A 24,058-nucleotide genomic window follows, 5' to 3' on the forward strand; every position below is an offset into this window, starting at 1 on the left:
GCATTTGCTAGCTACTAGTTAGCAATATCCCATTCTTCAATGTTCCAGGTCAGGGGCTGAGAACCTGCCTTAGGCTTGACCCCGCTCAGGAAGTCGCTGTAGGAGGTAACAGCAATGGACTGGAAGAGGGGCAGACCGTAGCCGTCCTTGAAGGTTTCGGCATCGGCAGACATCTTGAGCTCGTTGATCTTAGCTTCATCGGTGGTCTTCATGATCTGATCAGCAGAAGCATCCACGCTGGCGTTGGAGTAGCTGTTGAAGTTGGATGAAGAGCCTGTCTTGAAGATCTGGCCCAAGGTGCTGTTACCTACACCGGGGGATACCCAGCCGAAGATGGAGGCCTCGTAGTCACCACCGGGAAGCAGGGTGCCCCACTGCTCGCTACCGGCGTCCTCTACCTTGAAGCCAGCCTTCTCCGCGGACTCCTTAATCATCTGGAAGGAGTTCACGCGGTTGGAGTTCTTGGAGTTGTAGAGAATGCGGATGGTGGGGGTCTTACCGTCCAGCAGTTCCTTGGCCTTGGCGATATTGGCGTCCATATCATCCAGGGGGTACATGTCGGAGTTGTTGCTCTCCACAGTCTTCTTGTAGTTATCGGCATCCGAAACTACGTAGAGCTGGGAGTTGAGAACCTCAGCCTTATCGTCCATGGGCTTAATGAGCTTGTTGACGATGTCCTGGCGGGGAACGGTCAGCAAGAAGGCCTTGCGCACGTTCTCATCGGCGAAGGGGGAGCCTTCCTTCATGTTCAGGTCCAGGTGATCGTAGGACTGGTCGGGCTGGGTCTCGGTGACAACGTTCTCCAGGTTTTCTAGCTGGCTGACGGTGTCGATGGAGGCCTGGGGGGCAACAGCGTTGACGTCGCCGTTCTGCAGGGCCTGTACCTGGCCAGCGGCATCGGGCAGAACCTTGAGGATGACCTCGTTGATGGCGGGCTTGGTCTCGCCCTGGTATTCGGGATTGGCGGTCAGGGTAACTGACTGGTTCTCCTGAACACCGGTTACCAGGTAGGGGCCGTTACCCACGGTCAGGGCCTTGTTGCTGGGCATGGTGGTGGTGTCAAACTTAGTCTTCCAGGCATCAGCAATCTTGCGGAGGTTTTCGTTCTCCTCGCCGGGGGTGGCGGTTTCCAGGGTCTGAACCAGGGTTTCTTCGTCCATGCCAGCCAGTTCAGCTACCACGTGAGCGGGCTTGCCGATGTCGTAGGCAATCTCCCAGTCAGCAAAGGCCTGGGGGTAGTTGAAGGTAATGGAGCGGCCGTCTTCACTGAGGGTGGGCTTACCGGCTTCCTTGAGGCCCTGGGTGTCACCGGCGTACTCAAAGTAGCTAACGGCGTCTTCGCCTTCACCGTCAAAGTAACCTGACTGAGAAGCCCAAGCCAGCAGCAGGTCACCCTTGTCGATCTCGTTGCCGTCGGACCACTTCTGGCCCTCGTTGACGGTGTATTCGACCTTGATGCCGTCGCCGTCATCCTTCTTCTCGTAGCTGCCGAACCAGTCATTGTGGCGGACCTTGAGCTCATCGGTGATGGTGTAGAAACCGGTGTTGGTCATGGTAGCAACAATGGCGTTGGTGTCGGTGTTACCCGTGGCGGTGCCAATGTTGAGGGACGAGAACACGTTAGTGATCGCAATGGATACAGACTTATCACCCGATGAACCTGAACCACCACCGGCGGTGTTTGATGATCCGGCGCAGGCCGAAAGGGCGAGTGCGGCAACGGCTGATAGGCCGAGCGCTGATGAGATACGGGTTGTACGCATTGGCGTCTCCTCGTGTGAAGGGGAAAAATTCGGTGGCTTGTGGCCCACACTTAGTCCGGCCTGAGCCGGTCTAGCACCAACCAGAGGGATGGGGTGTGGTGAGTCACAAAACCTGTACTCTATATATTAGGCTACTTCTTAGGGCACCCGCCACCTGAACCCTCCTTTGGCTGAAAAACTTTCATAAAAAGTCAAAAAAGTTTTGACAGTCCCCTGAAAACTAGAGGAAGAACCAATCATCTTTATGCAGGGCTCTACATGAAAATAAATTATTGGTAAGCTGTGGCGGCTGGCTTCTGACCCCCTCAGCATGCTGATATGTTGGCGCTGAGCTAGGCTCTCCCGGCGGGCCTAATCACCTAGCGAGCGGACCATCTGAATATGCTCGATCCCAGCTTCGAGGTAGGGGGAACCTACCTCTTTAAAGCCGGCTGGCCCGTAGTAACCATCTTTGAGGTAGGCCTGGGCGCTGATCACAACTCGTTCGGCCTCCGTATTCTCTTCTAGCCAGGTGAGGGCCTGAGCGAGGAGCTTTTTGCCCAGACCGGTACCGCGGACGCGGGGGTGGACAGCAACCCGGCCAAGTGTCCAAGCAGTAGGGTCTGCGGGGTGGCTGCCATCGGAGTAGGTAGACAGGTCAAGCATACGCAGGTAGGCCAGTACTTCGCCTTCTTCTGTTGCCTGGTAGAGATGGAAGGCGTGACGGTCGGCGCGGTCAATCTCGTTTTCTTCGGTAATCTTTTGGCCGACCACAAAGACCAGCCCGCGGAGCAGGTAAATCTCGTTGAGCTCATCAAGAGTCAGCTCATAAAAGGGTTTCACGGTAAACATGCCCCTATTCTAAAACCCGTCCAGGGTGGGGCTATCACCGGTGGGTAACTGCAGCGGTAGCTTGTCTATTGAGTGGGGTCTGCCGGTGGGTGCTGATGGGCGGGGCTGGCCAGTTAGGGTGCCTTGGGGTTTTTAGCCCTATCAAGGGCAGAACCAGCCGAAAAAACTTCCGCCAGCTCGGGGGCACCAGCTGCGGGAAGCTAGGGCAAGCAAATCTGACACCCACCACAGAAAAGCCCCGCCCCTCTTAGAGAGGGGCAGGGCTTTCTAACAGCCAGTGGAGGACTACTTGGTAGTGACCTTCAGCAGTTCGCTACCGGGCTGAACGCTGCCGGTAGTTCCTTCAACCTCGGCAAAGCGGTTGGTGTTGGTGACCAGAATGGGAGTCACCAGTGAGTAACCGGCGTTCTGAATGACCTGAGGGTCAAAGGTCATCAGGATGTCGCCGGGAGCAACACGCTGACCCTTTTCGACCTTGACATCGAAGCCTTCACCGTTGAGGTTAACGGTGTCGATACCAAGGTGAATGAGGAGCTCAATGCCGTTATCCAGCTTGAGGCCAACAGCATGGCCAGAAGGCATGGTAACGGATACCTTACCTGCGGCAGGAGCTATGACGGTGTTACCGCTGGGGATAATAGCGGCACCCTTACCCAGCTTCTCTGCGGCGAAGATAGGATCCGGGGTCTCGGACAGAGCCACAGCCTGACCTTCCAGGGGAGAAGCCAGGGTCAGGACGGTACCAGCGGCAGGAGCCTGAGCCTCTGCTTGGTCGTTGGACCAGGGGGTAGCAGCTGAGGCGCCGGTTGCAGCACCAGCAACGGCAGCTGCACCTGCGCTAGCGCCGGCAGCAGCAGGAGCGGCGGCTGAAGCCCGCTGCTCAGCCTTTTCCTCAGCGGAGGTTTCGCCGGCCTTGGGCTTGGACTCGTAACCGAAGACCAGTACGCCTGCCATAGCACCAAAGAAGGCAATAGCCAGACCGATAGCGTACAGGTGGGTGGGCTGCATAGCAGGCAGCGAGATCAGTGAGGTGAAAGCAAAAGCGTAGGACTTAACACCCAGCGCCGAGATGGTTGCGCCACCGATGATAGCGGGAACCAGGATGAGGGGGAAGACACGCTTGTAGCGCAGAACAACACCGTAGAGGGAAGGCTCAGAGATACCACCGAGCAGACCGGATACAGCGGCACCGGTCGCGGTCTGACGCAGTTCCCTATTGTGCTTGGCGCGGATAGCAACACCGGTAACCAGGCCGAAAACAGCGAAGTTGTAAGCACCCATGGGGGACTGGATGAAGTCGGTACCGGTGGTCTGCAGGTTATTAATCATGATGGCGTTCAGAGGCCAGTGCAGACCCAGGGGCACCATGAAGAGGTAGAGACCAGCAATCAGGCCACCGACCAACCAGGGAGCAACCTCGTTGACGTTACCGATGATATCGGAGATAGCAAGAGCGAACTTAATGCCGATGGGGCCAATCAGGAAGGCGGTCAGGGGGACCAGAACCATAACAGAAATCATGGGCACGAAGACCATGTGCAGCATGGTGGGGATAATCTTCTTGAGGAAGCGCTCTAGGGGTGCCAGCAGGGCTGCGGCGAAGAGTGGCGGGAAGATCTGGCCGGTGTAGTTCATAACGTAAAGGGGGAGGTCCAGGCCCAGGAAGGGGACGTTGACAACGCCATCAACGGCGATGTTGTTAAAGCCCTGGAAGGTGCCGGTCATGAGGGCGGCGGGGATAGCTGCACCAACCCACATGTTAGCGCCCAGGCGCTTAGCGGCGGTGGCGCCAATCATGATGGGCATGAACTGCAGAACCGACAGCGAGGCTGCCATGAGGATGAACCAGAAGGGGAAGGTTGCGCGCCACTCGTCTAGCATAGTGGCGGCGGCATCGGGGTCAGCCAGGCGGGGACCGTTAACAATATCAATGTTAACCATCTTGCCGGTGAGGTCAGTGTACTGGCCGAAGTAGCCGAACTGCTGGAGGAAGACGATCAGGGTCAAGATCATGGAGGTGCCCAGCAGAGCCCACAGGATGGGGCGGAAGGAGTCTGAGAGCACATCGAAGACGCGGGTCAGAACGCCGGCCTTCTTCTGGTTGGGGTCAGCCTCGCCCTTGCCCTCGCCAACGGTGCCCATGCCGGGGAGCTTGAGCATCTCGTTGTAGACAGACTCGACCTTATCGCCGAGCACGACCTGGGTCTGGCCGGACTGCTCAATGATGGAAAGAACACCGGGGATGTTCTCAATCTTGGTGCGGTCAATAGCGCTATTGGACTTGGGAGTCACGCGCAAGCGGGTAGCGCAGTGGGTAAAGTGCGAGATGTTCTCGGGGCCGCCCAGGCCTTCAAGAATTTTCTCACCCATTTGTGAATTATTCACGAGTGAACCTTACTGGTATGTGTGCGGTTTGCCCTGGCCCCTTAAGACAAAAAGACCCGAGTTGCCTATCTATACGGTCTTCCCCCAGAGGGCAGACTCATGCACTTAAAACCAATCCGGTGCCTAGACCGGACCTCATCTAAGAGCTGATAGCAACTCAGGTCTTGCCTGCTGAACCAGTAACAATCCTGATGATTAACTAAAATTGCGGGGACGAACCCCGTTACCCCTTCACCCTACTATTCCTTGCGGTAAGACGCAAGCGCCCCTGTTAGGAGCCTTCTTTTGAGATGGCCTGGCTTGCTTCGATGACCTCACGGTGGTGAGTTCTGAGCCATCTGTTGTGCAGTTGCAGATTGACTTCGATGAGCAGGCACCCCATGATTGCAGCACCTAGCGTGACCAGCAGGTAAGAGCCAGAGGGAAGGGTGAACTGGTGGTACCAGAGAGAGGGCGGCAGATCCAGAACCAGGGCAAGGCCCAGGTACATGCCCGCAACAATGAGGAGCCTGACCCCGCGAAGTGGCCTGGTGACGGTGGTGATGTTGTAGACACCCATGAGGACCAGGGCAATAAAGGTCGCGGTCTGAACCTCCGAGGTTGCTATACCCGCATGGCTGTGCCCGTAGCCAATCACCAAGACCAGCACAGCAGTGATGACCAGGGCGCTGGGGATAGCGTAGTGCAGGGCCCTACTCAAGAAACCGCTGACATAGCGGCGCTTATTGGGCAGCATGGTCAAGAAGAAGGCCGGGCCACCTACAATCAGTAGGTCAGCGGTGGAGTACTGGCGAGGCAGGAAGGGGAACTGCCAGCAGAGGATGCCCAAAATCAGGCCCAGGAAAATTGCAAAGGCCGTCTTGGTGAGGAAGAGGTTGGTCACCCGCTCGATGTTGGCGATAATCTTACGGCCTTCAGCAAGCACACTGGGGAGCCTATCAAAACGACCATCCAGCAGAACCAGACGGGAGACGGCCTTGGTTGCTGGTGCGGCGTTACCCATAGCAATGCCCAGATCAGCGTGTTTGAGGGCAAGAGCATCGTTAATACCGTCACCGGTCATAGCAACTACTCGACCCGCTTGGCGTAGACCCAGCACCATGTTCTTCTTCTGCTCCGGGGAAACCCGGCCAAAGACACTGTGGGTCAGGGCAGCCTCAACCAGTTCGGGGCCTTGCTCAGGCAGGGTGGAGGCATCTACTGCGCCAGCTGAGGTATCCATGCCTGCGGCCTGGGCGGCGGCGGCCACCGTGCGGGGGTTATCACCGGAAAACACTTTCAGGTCGATACCCTGCTCCCGGAAGTAGGCTAGGGTGGCGGGTGCCTCGGAACGAACTTGTTCCCGGAAAATCACAAAGAACTGGGGGTCTAGACCCTGCGGAACCTGCTGGGCCACACGGCCCGAAGAATCACGGGTCAGGGCAGGAGCATGACCGAGAACCATCACCCGCAGGCCGGAGGCCGCAAGCTCACCTGCTCGGAGCGCGGGCGCTGAACCGGGAGAGAGTAAGACCTCGGGGGCACCCAGAATCCAGGCGCCACTACTGGCGAACTCCACCCCGCTAAAGCGCAGAGCCGACGAAAACGGCAGGAGCGCCTGAGCCTCTTCAAGGCCCTGCCCCTTGGTTAGCTGTGCAAAGGGTTCTTTCAGGGCGGCGGCGGTAGGGTTGGCGTTATCATCGGCACCGAACCAGGCTAAAGCGCCCTGCCAGCCGGGATTTTTACCCACGTCGTGGCCTCCGGCAAGCCGGACCTCTTGTTGACCCTCTGCACGGGCCAAGACTGTTCCATCGAGCAGGCGGGCCGACTCAAAGCGCACCCCACCCTCGGTCAGGGTGCCGGTCTTATCGAAGCAAACCGTATCAACACGGGCTAGCACTTCAACCGCAGGCTGTTCCTGAATCAGCACCTCAGATTTGGCGAGCTTGACCGAAGCAACCGCAAAAGAGATGGTGGTCATCAGAGCCAGACCCTGAGGAATCATGGAAGCAACCGAGGAAACAGAGGTAATCAGGGCATCACGCCAGCTTCCGGTCTCCAAGGCCACCTGCCAGCCACCGGCCGCCTGCATCTGCCCGTTGAGGACCACTGCAATAATCGGTACCAGAGCCCAGGTAATCCAGGTAACTACCCGCTCCATACCCGCGCGCAGTTCGGAATGAATGGTGGTGAACTGGCGGGCCTCAGCGGTAATCTTTGCGGCACGAGATTTAGCACCCACCGCAGAGAGCCTTACCCTGCCGGAGCCGCCAATAACAGAGGAAGCAGAAAGTACCTGATCCCCGGGCTTCTTACCCACCGGGTCGTTCTCACCGGTCAGCAGAGACTCATCCACATCAAGGCCGTCACTGGTCAGGACCACAGCATCGGCGGGAACCTGGTCACCACGTTTGAGCAGAACAACATCGTCCAGCACCAGCTCATCGAGCGGAACCCGAACGAGCTTGCCATCACGCAGGGCGCTCACCGGGTCACGCCGTAAGAGAGCGATTTTATCGAGCTGGCGTTTAGCGGAGAATTCCTGCGTAAAGCCAATGACAACGTTGGCGATAGCTGCCAAGAGAAAGAGCGTATCGAGCCAGCTTCCCAGCATAATTACCGCAAGACCGCACAGCCCAAGAACCAGGTTAAACATGGTAAACAGATGGGATCGGACGATGGCCGCTGTCGTTCGAGAGGTCGCGGTGTTCTGGGTATTGACGAGCCCTGCCTGCTGACGCTCAGCCACCTCTTGCTCACTCAGGCCCTGCAAGGCCAGGACGCTATCGGGCTGGGTGCTCACAGCGACACGGTGGCGGGTACTTGCGGCACCAGACATGCAAAGGGCTCCTCGGATAGGTGATGGGCGTCCTTTCTAGTTTAGTTCAGCAAGTGCCCGCAGGACTCAGCCTAGGGTATGAAGTCTTGATCTCTGCACACCTTCATTCTGTACTCGGCTCCAGCTAGGGCGGGGCCCAGCCATGTACAAAAGAGAGTTGAATTTTGTTGGTGGTCGGCTCTGGCTAGGGTTGGGTCCAGCAAAACCCCGGCGGGTCCACAAGATGATGGACCAAGCAGAAAAACTGGTGCCCGGTCTCTGGAGCTAGCGGACGCCTGCACTCACCAGCCTTTGCCCTAGGGTGATGGGCTGCTGCATGAGCTCACTCCACTGCGTCCTGACGATTTTCTAGCCCCAAGAACTCTTTTCAAGCCCCAAGAACTCTAAGCAGAATCTCCGCTGATCCAAGGAGGAAAAACAAACATCCGCCCCCTTGCTCCACAGAGGAGTCGGGGCGGATGCCTGATTCATCACAGCGGGAATCCCGAGGTGATGCTAAGAAGCGAAATAGCCGGGCAGCGTGCCTTCGTGGGCTTGACGTAGCTCATCGAGGTCAAGAGCTACCTGGCCCTGAATATCCAGGGTCTTGGAGACAGCATCCACGACACCGATACGGGCGAAGGGGTAGGAGCGGGCAGTGCACATGTCCTTGAAACGTACCTCTTCGGAGCGGGGTACCGAAACCAGTACACGGCCCAGGGACTCTGAGAAGAGCAGGGTGAAGATGTCCACGCCGTCACGCTCCGCCAGTTCACCCAGACCCACACGGGCACCGACGCCAAAGCGCAGGCAACCCTCTACCAGGGCGGCGGCCAGGCCACCGGAGGAAAGGTCGTGGGCGGCATCAATCATGCCGTCCCGGCTCATGTTCACCAGCATGTCACCGAGCAGGCGCTCAGCGGCCAGATCTACCTGGGGAGGCAGACCGCCCAGGTGCCCCTTGTACCGGGCCCACTCGGAGCCATCCAGCTCATCGCGGGTAGTGCCCAGCAGGTAGAGGGCCTGGCCGTCATGCTCAGCAGACCAACCGGAGGGGGTCCGGCGGCTGACATCGTCCATGACACCCATCATGGCTACCACGGGGGTGGGGTTAATGGCCTTACCACCGGTCTGGTTGTAGAGGGAGACGTTACCTCCGGTCACGGGAACCCCCAGTTCCATACAGCCGTCCGCCAGGCCGCGCACAGCCTCGGCGAACTGCCACATGATGTCCGGGTCCTCGGGAGAACCAAAGTTCAGGCAGTCAGAAACAGCTACGGGGCGCGCACCCACGGTAGCCACGTTGCGGTAGGCCTCAGCCAGGGAAGCCCGAGCACCGGTGTAGGGGTCCAGCTTGGTGAAGCGGGGGTTGGCATCGGTTGCTAGGGCCACACCCAGGCCGGTCTCTTCGTCCACACGGATGATGCCACCGTCATCGGGCATAGCCAGGGCGGTATTGCCCTGAACATAGCGGTCGTACTGGTTGGTGATGTAGCTCTTGGAGCACATGTTCGGGGAGGCCATGAAGTTCTTGATAGCCTCACCCAGCGCTTGACCGGTGGGGCGTTCATCATCTGCTGCCGAACCGGTGAAATGGTCAGCTTGCAGGGCGTCCTGCCAGTCGGGGCGACCGTAGGGGCGCTCGTAGGTGGGGCCTTCGTGGGCAACCGTCTTGGGGTCAACGTCCACAATGATTTCGCCCTGCCACTCAATCGTGAGGCGGCCAGAACCGGTGACCTCACCCAGAATGGAGTATTCCACATCCCACTTGTGCATAATCTCTTCAAAACGGGCCAGGTTCTCGGGGGTCACCACCGCCATCATGCGCTCCTGGGACTCCGACATGAGAATCTCGCCGGGGGTGAGGGTGGGGTCACGCAAGAGGACCTTGGTCAAATCAACGTGCATACCACCGTCCCCGTTGGAGGCGAGCTCGCTGGTGGCACAGGAGATACCAGCAGCACCCAGGTCCTGAATGCCCTCAACCACCGATCCCTTGAAGAGCTCTAGGCAGCACTCAATGAGGACCTTCTCGGCAAAGGGGTCGCCCACCTGAACGGCGGGGCGCTTGGAGGGCTTGGTGTCATCAAAAGACTCAGAAGCTAGCACGGAGGCACCGCCAATACCGTCACCACCGGTGCGGGCACCAAAGAGGATGACCTTATTGCCAACACCGGAGGCATTCGCCAGGCGGATGTCTTCGTGGCGCATAATGCCTACAGCCAGGGCATTGACCAGCGGGTTTGCCTGGTAACACTCGTCAAATTCCACTTCGCCGCCAATATTAGGCAGGCCCAGGGAGTTGCCGTAGCCACCCACACCGGAGACTACGCCGGGTAGGACGCGGGCGGTGTCGGGGTGGTCAATTGCCCCAAAACGCAGGGGGTCCATGACCGCTACGGGGCGCGCCCCCATGGAGATAATGTCACGCACGATACCGCCCACACCGGTTGCCGCCCCCTGATAGGGCTCAACGTAGGAGGGGTGGTTGTGGGACTCAATTTTGAAAGTGATAGCCCAGCCCTTGCCAATGTCGGTCACACCGGCGTTCTCGCCGATACCGACCAGCATGTCCTTCTTCATCTCTTCGGTCACCTTGGCGCCGAACTGCTTGAGGTGGACCTTAGAAGACTTGTAGGAACAGTGCTCAGACCACATGACCGAGTACATGGCTAGCTCGGCGGCGGTGGGGCGGCGGCCCAGGATCTTCTTGATGTCCTCGAACTCGTTTTCTTTCAAGCCCAGTTCGGCCCAGGGGAGTTCGGTGTCGGGGGTGGCGGCAGCGTGCTCGACGGTGTCGAGGTTAAACTTCTTGTCGTTCAATGGTGTGAATCCTTCGGTGGGGCCCGCTAGGCCTTGACCAGCTTCTTAAGAACAGAGGTGAAAACGCCCAGGCCATCAGCGCCCTGACGCAGGCCCACGGGGCCAAAACCAGAGGATGAGGGCCCAAAACCGGGTTCAACGGCGTGTTCGGGGTGAGGCATCAGGCCAACCACATTGCCTGCCTCATTACAGATACCTGCAATATCGTTGCGTGAGCCGTTGGGGTTATGGCCCACATAGCGGAAGACCACCCGGCCCTCAGCTTCAAGAGCGTCCAGGGTCTTGGTATCGGCTACATACTGGCCGTCCTGGTTCTTGAGAGGAACCACAATCTCCTGGCCCTGCTCAAAATCGCAGGTCCAGGCGGTCTGGCTGTTCTCGATGCGTAGAATCTGGTCACGGCAGATGAACTTACGGTGATCGTTCTTAATCATGGAGCCGGGGAGCAGGTGCGTCTCGGTCAGAATCTGGAAACCGTTGCAGATGCCCAGAACCGGCAGGGGGGAGGAGCCGGATGTACCCGCTGCGCTCGCCGCTTCAACGACCTGAGCCATCACCGGAGCCTTGGCGGCAATAGCCCCGGCGCGGAGGTAGTCACCGTATGAAAAACCGCCGGGAACAATGACTGCATCTACCTGGTGTAGGTTTGCGTCATTGTGCCACAGCGGTAGGGGGGTGCCACCGGCTAGACGTACGGCGCGGGCTGCGTCGCGGTCATCGAGGGTGCCGGGGAAGGTCACCACACCAACTCGGATACCCGCTAGAGCGGTATCGGGGCTGGCGGTGGAGAAATCGCCAACCAGGGGAACGTCGTGTGCTGCGAGAGATTCTGCCACCGTTTAGTCCTCCAGCGCCTGGACGTTGATGACGTCTTCGATGACCGGGTTAGACAGCAGTTCTTCTGCTGCCTGGCGGGCCTGGGCGAGGAGCTCATCGGTCAGGGGGCCATCAACGGTCAGCTCGAAACGCTTGCCCTGACGGACATCGGTGAAATTGGAGAGGCCGATGCGGGGAAGCTCATGGGCAATGGCCTTGCCCTGGGGGTCGAGGATCTCGGGCTTGAGCATAACGTCAACAACAATACGGGCCATGAAGGGGCACTCCTTGGGTGCTGGAATCTAATTAAAGCCAGCTCTCATTTTACACGGGGGTGGAGTGTCGCGGGGCACATTGGGGTACCTGTAGATGGGTTTCAGGAGCCGAAAAATAGCCCCTGGGTCTGGAGGTAGGATGTCTTAGGCTGTAGGGTATTGAGTGAACCTGTGTCTTGAGACACACGTTTATTTTTGAGAAAAACCAGGCACCTACCCTCAGGAGCTACCCTTGAGACGCACACTCGGTCGTTTTCTGACCATACCCACCCTTTCTGTCATGGCCCTGGCCGGCACACTCCCAGCCCAGGCGCTCCCCGCTCCCCTCCCAGGGCCCACCGGAGCCCCGGGTAGCTACACCGAGCAGAACCTAGCAGACACCCTCTTCGGGGATGCCTCAAATTACCGCATCCCAGCCCTAGCCGACCTCGGTGATGGCGTTGTCCTAGCTGCCTGGGACGGCCGCCCCAATAACGCGAGCGATGCACCTAACCCTAACTCTATTCTCATGCGCCGTTCCACCGACTACGGTGCTAGCTGGTCAGAGATCAGTTACATCGCCCAGGGACAGCTACCCACCGCCGGGACCAAAAAATACGGGTACTCAGATCCCTCATTTGTCGTGGACCGGGAAGCTGGCAAGGTCTTTGCTTTCTTCGTCTACTCCCAGGATCAGGGTTTCCACCACAGCGAGTACGGCAACGATATAGCCAATGACCGCAATGTCATTGGCGCTGTTGTCACGGAATCTAGCGACGGGGGTATCACCTGGAGTAAGCCCCGGGATATTACCCCCATTGCCAAGCCCGGAACCAGCAAGGCTAACCCCCTGCCCGGGGATGTCAAAAGCACCTTTGCTAGCTCGGGCGAGGGAATCCAGCTTAAATACGGCCCCCACAAGGGCAGGCTGATACAGCAGTTTGCAGGTAAGGTCAAGCAAGCTGATGGTTCAGAGGCTATCCAGGCCTACTCTCTCTATTCAGATGACCACGGTCAAACCTGGCAGCGCGGTAACTTTGTGGGAACCGGTATGGATGAGAACAAAGTGGTCGAGCTTTCAGATGGCCGGGTCATGATGAACTCACGCGATAGCTCCAACTCCCACCTCCGTAAGGTGGCTATCAGCTCCGATGGCGGTCAGACCTGGGGGCCTGTAAGCCTAGATGCCGAGCTGCCTGACCCCACAAATAACGCCTCAATTATCCGCATGTATCCCAATGCCCCCCAGGGAAGCAAGGACGCCCAGAAGCTCATCTTCACTAACTCCTATAACGGGGCTAACAGCCAACGTAAGAACCTCACCGCCAGGGTTTCCTGCGATGACGGTCAAACCTGGCCGGGCATCCGCCAGTTCCAGCCAGGATCTGGTGCCTATTCCTCCGCCACCGCTCTCTCTAACGGCAACTACGGGGTTCTCTACGAGGCCAGCTACAAAACCGATATCCGCTACGGCACCTTTAACCAAGACTGGCTTAACGTGGTGTGTGCACCGCTAAGTGCTGAGCCTGTGACGGTGGAAGCGGGCCAGAGCGTGAACCTTCCGGTGACGATCACCAACCAGGAGGACAGGGCAATTAGTGGCAGGCTGACCTTAGCTGACACCGCTGATCTGACCGGTAACCAGAGTGACCAGATCACCCTTGCCCCCGGTGAAAGTCAGACCGTCACCTTAACTCTGACCGCCGCAGCTGCCGCCCGTTCAGGCTCCATTGACGCCGTCTTTACCGGTGAGGACGGCCGCCAATCCCGCTACAGTCTGGGGGTTAGCGTCAGCGGCAATAAGAGCCTGGGTGTGGAGATTTCTCAGGCCTCGGCTCAGACTCGGGATACCGTAGCAAACCCCTACTCTGTGGGAGAACAAGTGACCTATAACTTCTCGGTCACTAACACCTCACCGGAAACTGTTGACGTGGTACCGGTCGGGGGGAATCTGGATACCGGGTTCCTGCCACCGGCACCCCATGAAGCCAAACGGAAGAACTGCCGTTATTTGAAACTTGCGGCAGGTGCCGGTTACAGCTGTGGCACCGGTAAGCACACGGTTACTCAAGAAGACCTCGATCGCGGCTACTTTGTGCCGGAGTTAAAATTTAGTGTCAGGGCCACAGCAGATCCCAGTCGAAGCCAGGAAGTAACCCACACCGGTGCCCCGGTACGCCTGGGTAAAACAGAAGTAGTTCCCACCCTAGCTATTTCAGGCCAGATGACTTCACAGCCTCAGCAGTACTATGCCCAGGGCGATGTCATTGCCTACAGCTTCCAGGTCAAAAACGAATCCGCTCTTACTCTTACTGCCCTGCCCACATCCAGTAATTTTGAGCAAGGCTTCTCCCTCCCGGCCAAACCTAACTGCCGTTGGATCGGGCTCAAACCTGCAGGCACTTATACCTGCTCTACAGCGCGTCACACCCTTACCGCCCAGGACTTGGAGCGTGGCTACTTCCAGCCAGAGGCTACTTTCACCGCAGTCAGTTCCCTAGACGGTAGCGAGAAGACCTTTAGCTTTACCGGCGAACGAATTGCCGTGCCTGCTGCCCCTGAGCCGGAAACCCCCGGTAACCAGGACCCTATCTTCCGTGATGTTAAGGCAGATAACATGTTCTACACCGAGATTCAGTGGGTTGCCCAGCACGGTATCGCTCGCGGCTGGCCTGATGGCACCTACCGCCCGCTAGCCGATATCGAACGCGCTGCTATGGCGGCCTATCTCTTCCGGCTGGCAGGCCCCCAGGACTACCAAGCCCCGGAAGTTTCACCTTTCAAGGATGTGCCCACGAGCCACCCCTTCTACCGTGAGATCGCCTGGATGTACCAAGCCGGTATCGCACGCGGTTGGGAGGACGGTACTTTCCGGCCCCAGCAAAGTGTCAACCGTGATGCAATGGCCGCCTTCTTCTACCGTCTATCAGGGGCTCAGGGCTACCAGGCACCGGCTACCTCGCCCTTTACCGATATCAGCACCGACGACATCTTCTACACAGAGATCTCTTGGCTAGCTGAACAGAAGATCAGCACAGGTTGGCCCGATGGCAGCTACCGCCCGGTCCAGCCCATTAAGCGTGATGCTATGGCCGCTTTTGTCTACCGCTTTGACCGGTCTCTTACAGACCAGAAGTAGTCGGACATTATGCGCTAGAGATAGCTCTTTGTAGGGCCTGCGACAAGTAGAAATAGGGTTCCTCACCCGGCCGGGTGAGGAACCCTACCTGCTTAAAAATCTATTAGAATTGACTATCATGCAGGCAGAAAACCGTCACCGAAGACTCACCCGAGGGGTGCTCTCTGCCTGCTTTGCCCTCTTCATGGGCCTGTGCTTTCACCTGGCAGGCGGTGGGCAGGTGCCGCCTACACCTACAAGGCTCCTGGTACCTTTAGCACTGGCTATCCTGGTCTGCACGCTCCTTGCTGGAACACGTAAGAGTCTGGTGCGTCTTACCGCCGGTGTGGCTCCAAGCCAATTTGCTTTCCACACCTTTTTATCTGCGGCTGAATATGCGCCCTACCATCCGGCTCATGTGTTCCCCAGCCAAGCTATAGGACACGCAACCCATCATGGGGTTGCCCTGAGCCAGGCGGTTTCCGCAGAGGCACCGGCTCATATGCACATGGTTACGCCGGGCTATCTGGGTATCTTCCCGGCAGAAACTCAGATGTTCCTGGCGCACGCGCTTGCCACGGTCATTACCGTAGCTGTCTTTTACCGCTATGAGCTGGTCCTAGAGAAACTTGGCACCTGCCTCACCTACCTGTGGGCAAGGCTCCTTAGCTCCCTGGGTCTGCTTGTGCCCTTGGGCTACCCTCGTACTTCTGCACTGTGCTCGGTGCACCAGCCAAAAGCACTCCCCGCTATTACGCTGACCCCTCACCTTCTGCGGGGGCCACCTCTATTCTCTTTCGCCTCACCCCTCTAAAAACACACATCAGGCGGTGCTGTATGCACCGCCTGTCAGAGAGAGCCTGCCCTCTTAACAAGGCAGGCCAGACGAAAGAGATTTACTGTGAACACCACTTCTGCGGGCACCGCTGTGCCCTCAGCGGCTTCGCCGCGCCCATCTACCAGCACCTGGCTCTATGCCCTCTTGAGGAGAATTCACTTCTACGCGGGAATCCTGGTCGCCCCCTTTATCTTTATCGCGGCGGCCAGCGGTGCGCTCTACGCCCTTGCACCGCAAGCCGAAAAAATGATCTACAGCCATGTACTCACCGCCCCGGAAAGCACCACCCGGCTGAGCCTTGATGAGCAGGTGGCCGCCGCTAACGCCTACCAGGGTTCAGACAAACCTGTAGCTGTTCGCCCTGCGGTGGCTCCCGGTACCACTACCCGCATCATGTACGCCGATGAGAGCCTGCCAGAATCCACCTACCGAGCAGTTTTCATTGACCCCGCCAAGGGCCAGGTCCTGGGGGATTACCCGGTTTATGGCAGTAGCGGATCCCTGCCCTTCCGTACCTGGGTCAGTAATCTGCACAAGGACCTGCAGCTGGGGGAGCCCGGGCGAATCTATAGTGAGCTAGCCGCCTCCTGGCTCTGGGTTCTGGCTCTAGGTGGCCTGGTGCTCTGGGCCCAGCGCGCCCGGCGCATGAAAAACAAGCGCCAAGCGATCCTGCGGAGTTCAAAAGGCCGCGGATACCTGCGGACTCTTTCACGGCACAGCGCCCTGGGCTTCTGGCTTGTTCTGGCTATGCTTTTTCTTTCAGCAACCGGTCTGACCTGGTCAACCTATGCAGGTGAGAACGTCAGCCAGGTTCGTCAGGCCCTGAGCTGGACCACACCGAGTATTTCCAAGGAGCTGCAACCCGGTAGCTCAAGCGCAAGAGGTGGGGAGCACGCCGACCACAGCTCACAGACCGCTCAAACTCAGGCCGACTCAGGAGCAGCTGCCGCTGTTTCCTACGACAAAATCCTAAGTACAGCCCGGGGCGTCAATATCGACTCAGCCTCTGTGGAGATTCGTCCGGCCCCCGATGATCACACCGCCTGGGTGGTGCGCGAGCTGAAACGTTCCTACCCTACCCAAGCTGATTCAGTAGCCATTAATGGTGGCACATTGGAGGTAACTGACCGAACTGACTTTGAGGATTTCCCCCTGCCAGCCAAACTAACTAGCTGGGGCATTGCCTTACATATGGGCCTTTTTCTGGGGATCGCTAACCAGCTGGCGCTTTTTCTTGTGGCCTTGGCGCTCATGCTCATGTGCGCCTGGGGCTATATCATGTGGTGGCAGCGCCGCCCCAAGGGGGAGCGAGGCTTGGGGCCGGCACCGTCCCGTTCATCGCTACGGCAGGTCCCCCTATGGGCTTGGGGGCTCACTGCTGTCTTTACGGTAGCTCTTGGCCTCTTCATCCCCCTGCTGGGTCTGAGTCTGCTGGTCTTCTTGCTCCTAGATGCACTTTTGGCTGTGCTAGCTGGGAAAAGGGGAGCTGAGAAGGCAGGTTAGGGGCTGAGCTGAGAAGGGGCTCACGCCCCGAGAAGCTGGTTAAACCCAGGGGCCTTACCCGCCACCTCTGGTGGGTAAGGCCCCCTGATAGGTACTGAAGAATCGGGGCTAAGCCACCTTTTCTGCTGAGCAGGCCAACTCAGTGAAGTAGGGGTCTATCTTCGCCAGTAGCTTGTGACGCAGTACCTGTGAGCGCTGAGCAAAGTCTTTCTGTAACTTGACGTAGCTGGCCTTACCCTTGGGGGTCTCAATAGCGATAGGCTCATAGCCCCATTCACGCAGGTCATAGGGTGAAGCCTTCATATCAACTTCCCTAATATCCCGGGCGAGCTCAAAACAATCCATGAGGAAGTTTGAGTCCACCAAGGGCAGGAGCTTATAGGCCCACTTGTAGATGTCCATATTGGCGTGAAGGCATGACGGCTGTTCCAGATTCCGCTGAGCCTCACGGGTGGGCTGGAGCTCGTTGAGCTCAGTGGCCTGAGGCATGAAGAAGCGGAAAGCATCAAAGTGCGAGCACTTAATCTTGTGGCTTTCTACGACCTGGTCTGTACCTTGCGCCCCTAAACGCAGATTCAGGTAGTCATGGCGGATATCGTTTTCCACTGACTTATAGGCCATAGCCCATTCGTGGAGGCCGAAGCAGCTGAATTCGCCGGGCTTTTCGGCGGTGTTGGAGATAATGGTGCGCGTGAAATCAAGAGCTGACCTACGTTCTTGGGCGAAGAGCTGGTGGTCAACCGTAACTGCCGTCCCCGAATCAGCATGCCTGCGGGCTTCCATGAGAGGCATGCCGGCCCGCATCAACTCTGAGGCTGTGACTGGCCGGTAGTACTTCCACCTCAAACGCTCTGGGGCATCGAGAAGGATAGTGCCTGCCCCAGGGTGCCAGCGCATAAACTGACCGGGTTTGAGGGTGTAGTAGGTGAAGAGGAAATCTTCAACCGGGTGGACGTGACCGCGTTCTCGGCGGTCGGTAAAAGGAAGAGCGTAGGTGCCTGCGCGCTCCTCATGAGCGGCGGCTTGGGCGCGCCACTCACGCGAACTGAGAATTTGTAAAGGCATGCCACCAGTTTAGGTGACAAATTTGGACTTACAACCTCTCTTTTGTGTTTTTGGGATGCGTTTGGGGTAGTGGGCGCGTGTTTTTGACTGAGAGATGCTGTGCTATTGAGTGGATCCGGAGAGACATTACCCGCCAGTAACTAGGGTAAACGTTTTATAAGGAATGTGTTGCCCTTTCCTGTGTGCAACTTCTGGCAGAAGATTTTTGAGCCCTAAATAATTTGAAAAAATTTTCTGCCTAAGAAGGTCATTTGTAACAAAGTAAACCGGCTTCTCTCTTTGTTTGAAGTCTATCTACTCATGAGTAATATAGATACATTTCCCCTTGTCAGAGGCGATAATGGTTGTTTATATGGGATTATTGGATAAAGATTTTGTAGATATGTTTAAAATTTGTTGAAAAAACAAACGGTTTGTTGCAAATAGGGCCTTAAGTGCCTTCTAACAAGGTCGGATACTCGGCCGGACCCATCCGTAACAAAAGCTAGCGCAGCCTTGCTCTTCGAAGAGCCCCGGCTTGACCAGCGGGGACACTGCTCAGGCCGGGGCTCCAAGACAAGGGGCCGCAAGAAATTAGCGGCCGGTGCCACCGTAGACGGTAGCTTCACCTTCAGCATCCAAACCAAAGGCGCTGTGCACAGCACTCACAGCCTCATCCAGCTTCTCCAGCTCGGTGATAACCGAGATACGAATCTCGGAGGTAGAAATCATCTGGACGTTAACCCCGGCCTTGCTCAGGGCCTCAAAGAACTTGAAAGAGACACCCGAGTTAGCCTTCATGCCGGCACCCACCAAGGAGAGCTTGCCAACGGCCTCATCGTACTCCACCGCCTCAAAGCCCAGCTCAGCCTTGCGGGCCTCCAGCAGTTCAAGAGCCTGGCGGCCCTGCGCCTGATCCAGGGTAAAGGTAATGTCAGTGACGTTTGGGCGGTCAGTGGGCACATTCTGAACAATCATGTCCAGGTTAATCTGCTCTTCGTTCAAGAAACCAAAGAGCTGGGCCGCTGAACCGGGAACATCCGGCACACCCACTACGGTGATCTTAGCCTGCGAACGGTCGTGGGCAACGCCGGAAATGAGGGGCTGTTCCAAAGGAATCTCCTTAGTAGTGTGTTCAAAGCCGTCCGGGGCATCGGGAATGACGATAGTACCTTCAAGATCAGAGAAGGACGAACGGACGTGAAGTTTCAGGTTAAAGCGGCGGGCGTACTCGACCGAGCGCAGGTGCAAAATCTTGGCACCGTTAGCGGCAAGTTCTAGCATCTCTTCGCTGGTGACGGTATCGAGCTTATGGGCTGTGGGGACGATTCGGGGGTCGGCGGTAAAGACACCGTCCACATCGGAGTAGATTTCGCAGACATCGGCCTTGAGCGCTGCTGCTAGTGCTACGGCGGTAGTGTCCGAACCGCCACGGCCCAGGGTTGTGATGTCGCGGCTGTCGCGGTTCATACCCTGGAAGCCCGCAACAATGGCGATATTGCCCAGGTCAATAGACTCCTGGATCCGCTGGGGGTTAACCTCAACCAGGCGGGCGGCACCATGAACGCCGTCGGTAATCATGCCAGCCTGGGAGCCGGTAAAGGACTGCGCCTTAGCACCCAGATCATTAATAGCCATTGCCAGCACCGCCATAGAGATACGCTCACCGGCGGTCAGGAGCATATCCATCTCGCGGGAGGGGCCGGCACCGGGGGAAACTTCGGCGGCAAGGTCGAGGAGCTCATCGGTGGTATCACCCATCGCGGAAACAACTACAACAACGTCATTGCCTGCCTTGTGTGTATCCACAATCCGGCGGGCAACACGTTTGACGCCTTGGGCATCAGCGACAGAGGATCCACCGAATTTTTGGACAATCAGACTCATTTGAATTATCTCCAGTACAGGTGCGTGATGTGATAGGGGTTTTTGATCCAGCTAGAACAATCTTACGTGCCCACAGCACCCAGGGTGAAACTCCTACCCATCGTGAAGCCGTATGACATAAAGCCCGTAATGATTCGCTTAGACCCAGGGGTTAACGTAGGTTTTACCGGGAATCGGAGGAACCTTGGGCGCTACTGTACGTAGGGGAGTTTTCTTGAGCTCTTCGAGCTTGGATTGGTAGGCCTCCTGGCGTTCTTCAGTCAGGCCCTCATCAGGCTGGCCGTCTTCAGCCTCAAAGGCAGCTGCTGCTAGACGTTCGGCTCGCTCTTCTGGCGAGAGGTCACCGGGGATAGCCGCAACCTCCTGGCTGAGCAGAACCTCGTTCAAATCCCCCTGCTGGGCTTGGACCGGTGCTTCTGCGCCGGGCTGAGCGGGCGCATGGGCTGGCTCCTGAGCCTGCTCCGGTGCGCTGGTCTTCTCTGCATCAAGGTCTTCAAACATTGATCCCGACCAGCGGGCACGGGGAGCCTTAGTTTGCGGGGTAGCTTGTGCCTGCTGGGCTTCAGCCTCAAGAGCGGCCTGGAAGTCCTCGGCAGGGTTGGCGGTCTCAGCCCGGTTGCCCTCACTGATAATGCGGCGCCCCTCCAAAGCACGACCCAGAGTAATCTCATCGGCGTACTCAAGGTCGCCACCCACCGGCAGGCCGGAGGCCAACCGCGAAACCCTAATGCCGATAGGCACCAGCAGGCGGGATAGGTAGGTTGCCGTGGCCTCACCCTCAAGATTGGGGTCCATAGCCAGAATCAGCTCGCTAATACGCTCATCGGAAAGGCGGGCCACCAGCTCACGGATTCGCAACTGCTCAGGGCCAATACCGGCCATAGGGTTAATAGAACCGCCCAGCACATGGTAGCGGCCGGTAAAGGAGCGGGTGCGTTCCACCGCGACCACGTCCTTGGACTCCTCTACAACGCAGAGGATCGCGGGGTCACGCTGCTCGTCCCGGCAGATAGCGCACAGCTTGGTTTCCGAGACGTTCCCGCAGATTTGACAGAAGCTCACGGTCTTCTTAACTCGGGCGATAGCATCGGTCAGTTTAGCCATCTCACTGGCATCGGAGTTCAAGATGTAGAAGGCAATGCGCTGGGCCGATTTAGGGCCCACTCCGGGTAGCCGGCCAAGCTCATCAATTAGGTTCTGGACGGCACTTTCGTACACAAAAACTCCTTGCTAGCCCTGGTGCAGGGGCTGTTCGTCAATAACTTTTCCACCCAGTATTTTTTCAACAGCCTTCTGCCCAATGAGGACGGCAGATTCGAGGGCGGCATCGTCGTCGCTGGGGGTGAAGTCTTCTGCTTCTTCTACCGGGGCTTGCTGCTGGGACTGAGTAAGGGCCTGCTTACCTGCGGCTATTTGTGCTGCGTGACGTTCCCGGAAAGACAGCTTGCGTTCTTGTGTCTGATGCTGGCCTTGCTCGGCAGGAGCGGGTGTCTGCTCTTGGGGCTGGACCGTTGCCTGGGCTGCTGCCTGTGGAGCCAGCGGTGCTACTGCCGGTCTCGCAGGGGCAAAGCCAGTGGAGGGCTCGTCCGGGTCTTCCGGTTCCTGCTCGGGGGTGGGCGCAACCTCAGGGTCTTCCTGCCTTTGGGGCGCTACCGCAAAGGCGTTGCGTTCATGTGCGCCCTGGGAGGGGTGCTGAGCCTTAGCGATTTCTACGGGATCAGCATCACCTTCGATGACGCGCAGGTGGGGGCTGTGGGGGGTTTCCGCAGAGCCTGCGGCTTCTTCTTGGGCGGGAACCTGCTGGTCTTCGCTGGGAATTGCCGCCACGTTCCAGGAGGTTACCGGGGCGCTCCAATCATCGGGACTCCATGAGGGGGGCTGGTCTGAGAGCGGCTGGCCGTGGGCCTCCCAGGCCTGGTCGCCACCGCGGGGTCCCTGGGCTAGCTCAACCGGTGGTGGGGAAGCTAGCCCCTGGTTCTGCCCCTGGGCAGGAAGATCGGGGCGCTCTGTATTTTCTGGTGGCAGCGGCATTGCTTGTGAGGTCGGATCCTGTGACGGCTCCGGGGAGGGCTGATGAGGAACCGGGCCGCTGGGTGTGGGCTTGGTGGGTGTGGGCTTGGTGGGTGGTGCTGACCCTCCGCCCGGACGCTTGATTTCACCACGCAACTGAACCTGTAAGCCCAGCACGTTGAGAAGTGCCTGCTGGAGCTGAGGTAGGTAGTCCTTGACGGACTTAAGCACGGGTAGCTCAGCTAGCAGGAAGAGGGAACCGTTTTCAAAACGCACCGGCTGGCATTGGGCAAACTGGGCACGGGCCAGAGAGGAAGGCACCTGGCTAAGAATATCGGACCAGGAATTGAGTACCAGGTTGACCGTGTTTTCACCGGTGGTTGCCGCTGCTAGGGGAGCCTTGGTGGGGGCCGGTGCGCTCGTTTGGGTTGCAGGCTGGGCCTGTGCCGGAACCCCGACCGGGGCCTGTGCCGGAACCCCGACCGGGGGCTGTGCCGGGGCCCTCAGGGGAGGGGCAGCTAGTGGCTTACCAGCTAGGGGAGCGCCGGCAAAGGGCGCACTTGCTAGGGGTTTAGGTGCCTGCTCGGTAGCAGAAGAGCTCTGGGTAGCCGGAGCGCTCGCGGACGGGCCGGAACCCTGCTCTTGCGCTGTGGGGCCTGAGGCAGCGGGCATCGGGTGCTTTAACGACTGCCCTGTTTGAGTACCCTGCCTACCCGGTGCCCCCTGGGTGGGTGTAGCCTGCGGGCTAGAAGCTATTTTGCCTTCCAAGCGTTCTAGGCGGGCCGCTAGAGCACCAAGGCTCTGGTCGCCCGAGGTGAGCAGGATACGGGCGCAGAGCAGTTCTAAGTGGAGTTGGGGGTTCATCGCCCCGCCCATCTCGTTCAGGGCCTCGTTGGTAAGGTCTGCGGCGCGCGAAAGTTCGGCAGAGCCAAGCTTCTTGGCCTGCGCTCTCATGCGTTCTAGCTGGTCAGCTGCAAGGCCGCGCAGAATGGAACCGGCGGTGTCGGGAACAGCTTTGACAATAATCAGGTCGCGGAAGCGCTCAAGTAGGTCCTCCACAAAACGGCGGGGGTCCTGACCGGTCTGAATCACCCGATCCACCGATGCAAAAACCTGGGCGGCCTCACCGCCAGCGAAAGCATCTACAACCTCATCAAGTAGCTCACCGTGGGTAAAGCCAAGGAGGGCAACGGCCAAATCGTAGGTAATGCCCTGCTCACTAGAGGCACCGGCCATGAGCTGGTCCAGAATGGAGAGCGAGTCGCGCACCGAGCCACCACCGGCACGCACTACGAGCGGGATGACCCCCTCAGCTACCTGCACGCCCTCTTCTGAGCAGAGCTTACTCAGGTATTGGCCCAGAATTTGGGGTGGTACCAGCCGGAAAGGGTAGTGGTGGGTGCGGGAGCGGATAGTGCCTAGCACCTTGTTAGGTTCGGTGGTCGCAAAAATAAACTTAATGTGAGCCGGTGGCTCTTCCACAATCTTTAGGAGGGCATTAAAGCCCTCCCTGGTCACCATGTGGGCTTCATCGATAATAAAAATCTTGTAGCGGTCACGCACCGGGGCGAAAGTGGCTCTCTCGCGCAGGTCTCGGGCGTGGTCTACACCGCCGTGGCTGGCCGCGTCCATCTCGATCACATCGAGTGACCCGCCACCGTCACGGGAAAGATCGCGGCACGATTGACATTCCCCGCAGGGAGTGGGTGTTGGCCCCTGCGCGCAGTTGAGGCAGCGGGCAAGGATACGGGCTGAGGTAGTCTTACCGCACCCGCGCGGCCCCGAGAACAGGTAGGCGTGATTGACCCGGTTCTTTTCGAGGGCAGTCATGAGAGGTAGGGTCACATGCTCTTGCCCGATGACGTCGGCAAAGGACTCCGGGCGGTAACGGCGGTAGAGGGCAGTGCTCACATTAAACCTTCATTCGAGTGCTAACAGCTGAGCCCAACCGTGCAGGTCCGGGCAGATACAGAACCAGCGGGGGAACTG

General features: G+C 58.3%; 14 protein-coding genes. 3 read left to right on the top strand and 11 right to left on the bottom strand.

Translation table 11 applies throughout. The features are described 5' to 3' along the window. Positions 1-14: 14 nt before the first annotated feature. The 7 genes from ACN082_RS08165 to purS form a co-directional block, all read right to left on the bottom strand. On the bottom strand, positions 15-1,763 hold the full coding sequence (locus ACN082_RS08165; protein ID WP_419100368.1) for an ABC transporter substrate-binding protein: 1,749 nt from the start codon (positions 1,761-1,763) through the stop codon (positions 15-17). Positions 1,764-2,114: 351 nt separating this feature from the next. Beyond that, positions 2,115-2,594, bottom strand: coding sequence for a GNAT family N-acetyltransferase (locus ACN082_RS08170; protein ID WP_419100369.1), 480 nt, complete (start codon positions 2,592-2,594; stop codon positions 2,115-2,117). Between the two features lie 285 nt (positions 2,595-2,879). Further along, a complete protein-coding gene (locus tag ACN082_RS08175; RefSeq protein WP_419100370.1) occupies positions 2,880-4,979 on the bottom strand; it encodes a glucose PTS transporter subunit IIA in 2,100 nt (699 codons plus the stop codon). Positions 4,980-5,250: 271 nt separating this feature from the next. Next, positions 5,251-7,797, bottom strand: coding sequence for an HAD-IC family P-type ATPase (locus ACN082_RS08180; protein WP_419100371.1), 2,547 nt, complete (start codon positions 7,795-7,797; stop codon positions 5,251-5,253). 495 nt (positions 7,798-8,292) lie between these two features. Then, on the bottom strand, positions 8,293-10,599 hold the full coding sequence (purL, locus tag ACN082_RS08185) for a phosphoribosylformylglycinamidine synthase subunit PurL (RefSeq protein WP_419100372.1): 2,307 nt from the start codon (positions 10,597-10,599) through the stop codon (positions 8,293-8,295). Positions 10,600-10,625: 26 nt separating this feature from the next. Beyond that, on the bottom strand, positions 10,626-11,435 hold the full coding sequence (gene purQ, locus ACN082_RS08190) for a phosphoribosylformylglycinamidine synthase subunit PurQ (RefSeq protein ID WP_419100373.1): 810 nt from the start codon (positions 11,433-11,435) through the stop codon (positions 10,626-10,628). A 3-nt stretch (positions 11,436-11,438) separates the two neighbouring features. Further along, on the bottom strand, positions 11,439-11,690 hold the full coding sequence (gene purS, locus ACN082_RS08195; RefSeq protein WP_419100374.1) for a phosphoribosylformylglycinamidine synthase subunit PurS: 252 nt from the start codon (positions 11,688-11,690) through the stop codon (positions 11,439-11,441). Between the two features lie 232 nt (positions 11,691-11,922). On the opposite strand from purS, the gene ACN082_RS08200 reads away from it, so the two are divergent. From ACN082_RS08200 to ACN082_RS08210, 3 genes are all read left to right on the top strand, one after another. Then, positions 11,923-14,808 carry an S-layer homology domain-containing protein gene (locus ACN082_RS08200; protein WP_419100375.1) on the top strand — a complete coding sequence of 962 codons (2,886 nt, stop codon included), beginning with the start codon at positions 11,923-11,925 and terminating at the stop codon, positions 14,806-14,808. Positions 14,809-14,926: 118 nt separating this feature from the next. Continuing rightward, the gene (locus ACN082_RS08205; RefSeq protein WP_419100376.1) at positions 14,927-15,601 is read left to right on the top strand and encodes a hypothetical protein; all 675 of its coding nucleotides are present in this window, start codon (positions 14,927-14,929) and stop codon (positions 15,599-15,601) included. Between the two features lie 87 nt (positions 15,602-15,688). Continuing rightward, the gene (locus ACN082_RS08210) at positions 15,689-17,128 is read left to right on the top strand and encodes a PepSY-associated TM helix domain-containing protein (protein ID WP_419100377.1); all 1,440 of its coding nucleotides are present in this window, start codon (positions 15,689-15,691) and stop codon (positions 17,126-17,128) included. A 108-nt stretch (positions 17,129-17,236) separates the two neighbouring features. Here the strand turns inward: ACN082_RS08210 and ACN082_RS08215 are convergent, their stop codons facing one another. The 4 genes from ACN082_RS08215 to ACN082_RS08230 all read right to left on the bottom strand — a co-directional run bounded on the left by ACN082_RS08215 (position 17,237) and on the right by ACN082_RS08230 (position 23,980). Continuing rightward, positions 17,237-18,193, bottom strand: a complete 957-nt coding sequence (locus ACN082_RS08215; RefSeq protein ID WP_419100378.1) for a 3-methyladenine DNA glycosylase — start codon at positions 18,191-18,193, stop codon at positions 17,237-17,239. 573 nt (positions 18,194-18,766) lie between these two features. After that, positions 18,767-20,059: an aspartate kinase gene (locus tag ACN082_RS08220; protein WP_419100379.1), complete on the bottom strand. Its 1,293-nt coding sequence runs from the start codon at positions 20,057-20,059 to the stop codon at positions 18,767-18,769. Between the two features lie 138 nt (positions 20,060-20,197). Beyond that, on the bottom strand, positions 20,198-21,277 hold the full coding sequence (gene recR, locus ACN082_RS08225; RefSeq protein ID WP_419100380.1) for a recombination mediator RecR: 1,080 nt from the start codon (positions 21,275-21,277) through the stop codon (positions 20,198-20,200). Between the two features lie 12 nt (positions 21,278-21,289). Then, on the bottom strand, positions 21,290-23,980 hold the full coding sequence (locus tag ACN082_RS08230) for a DNA polymerase III subunit gamma and tau (RefSeq protein WP_419100381.1): 2,691 nt from the start codon (positions 23,978-23,980) through the stop codon (positions 21,290-21,292). Positions 23,981-24,058 lie beyond the last annotated feature (78 nt).

Source organism: Rothia sp. CCM 9417, from assembly GCF_048513575.1.
Lineage (GTDB): Bacteria > Actinomycetota > Actinomycetes > Actinomycetales > Micrococcaceae > Rothia.

Bases quoted from the DNA above. Each gene is read 5' to 3' on its own strand.
- ACN082_RS08165 (WP_419100368.1), bottom strand. From the start codon at position 1,763: ATGCGTACAACCCGTATCTCATCAGCGCTCGGCCTATCAGCCGTTGCC.
- ACN082_RS08170 (WP_419100369.1), bottom strand. From the start codon at position 2,594: ATGTTTACCGTGAAACCCTTTTATGAGCTGACTCTTGATGAGCTCAAC.
- ACN082_RS08180 (WP_419100371.1), bottom strand. From the start codon at position 7,797: ATGTCTGGTGCCGCAAGTACCCGCCACCGTGTCGCTGTGAGCACCCAG.
- purS (WP_419100374.1), bottom strand. From the start codon at position 11,690: ATGGCCCGTATTGTTGTTGACGTTATGCTCAAGCCCGAGATCCTCGAC.
- ACN082_RS08205 (WP_419100376.1), top strand. From the start codon at position 14,927: ATGCAGGCAGAAAACCGTCACCGAAGACTCACCCGAGGGGTGCTCTCT.
- ACN082_RS08215 (WP_419100378.1), bottom strand. From the start codon at position 18,193: ATGCCTTTACAAATTCTCAGTTCGCGTGAGTGGCGCGCCCAAGCCGCC.
- ACN082_RS08220 (WP_419100379.1), bottom strand. From the start codon at position 20,059: ATGAGTCTGATTGTCCAAAAATTCGGTGGATCCTCTGTCGCTGATGCC.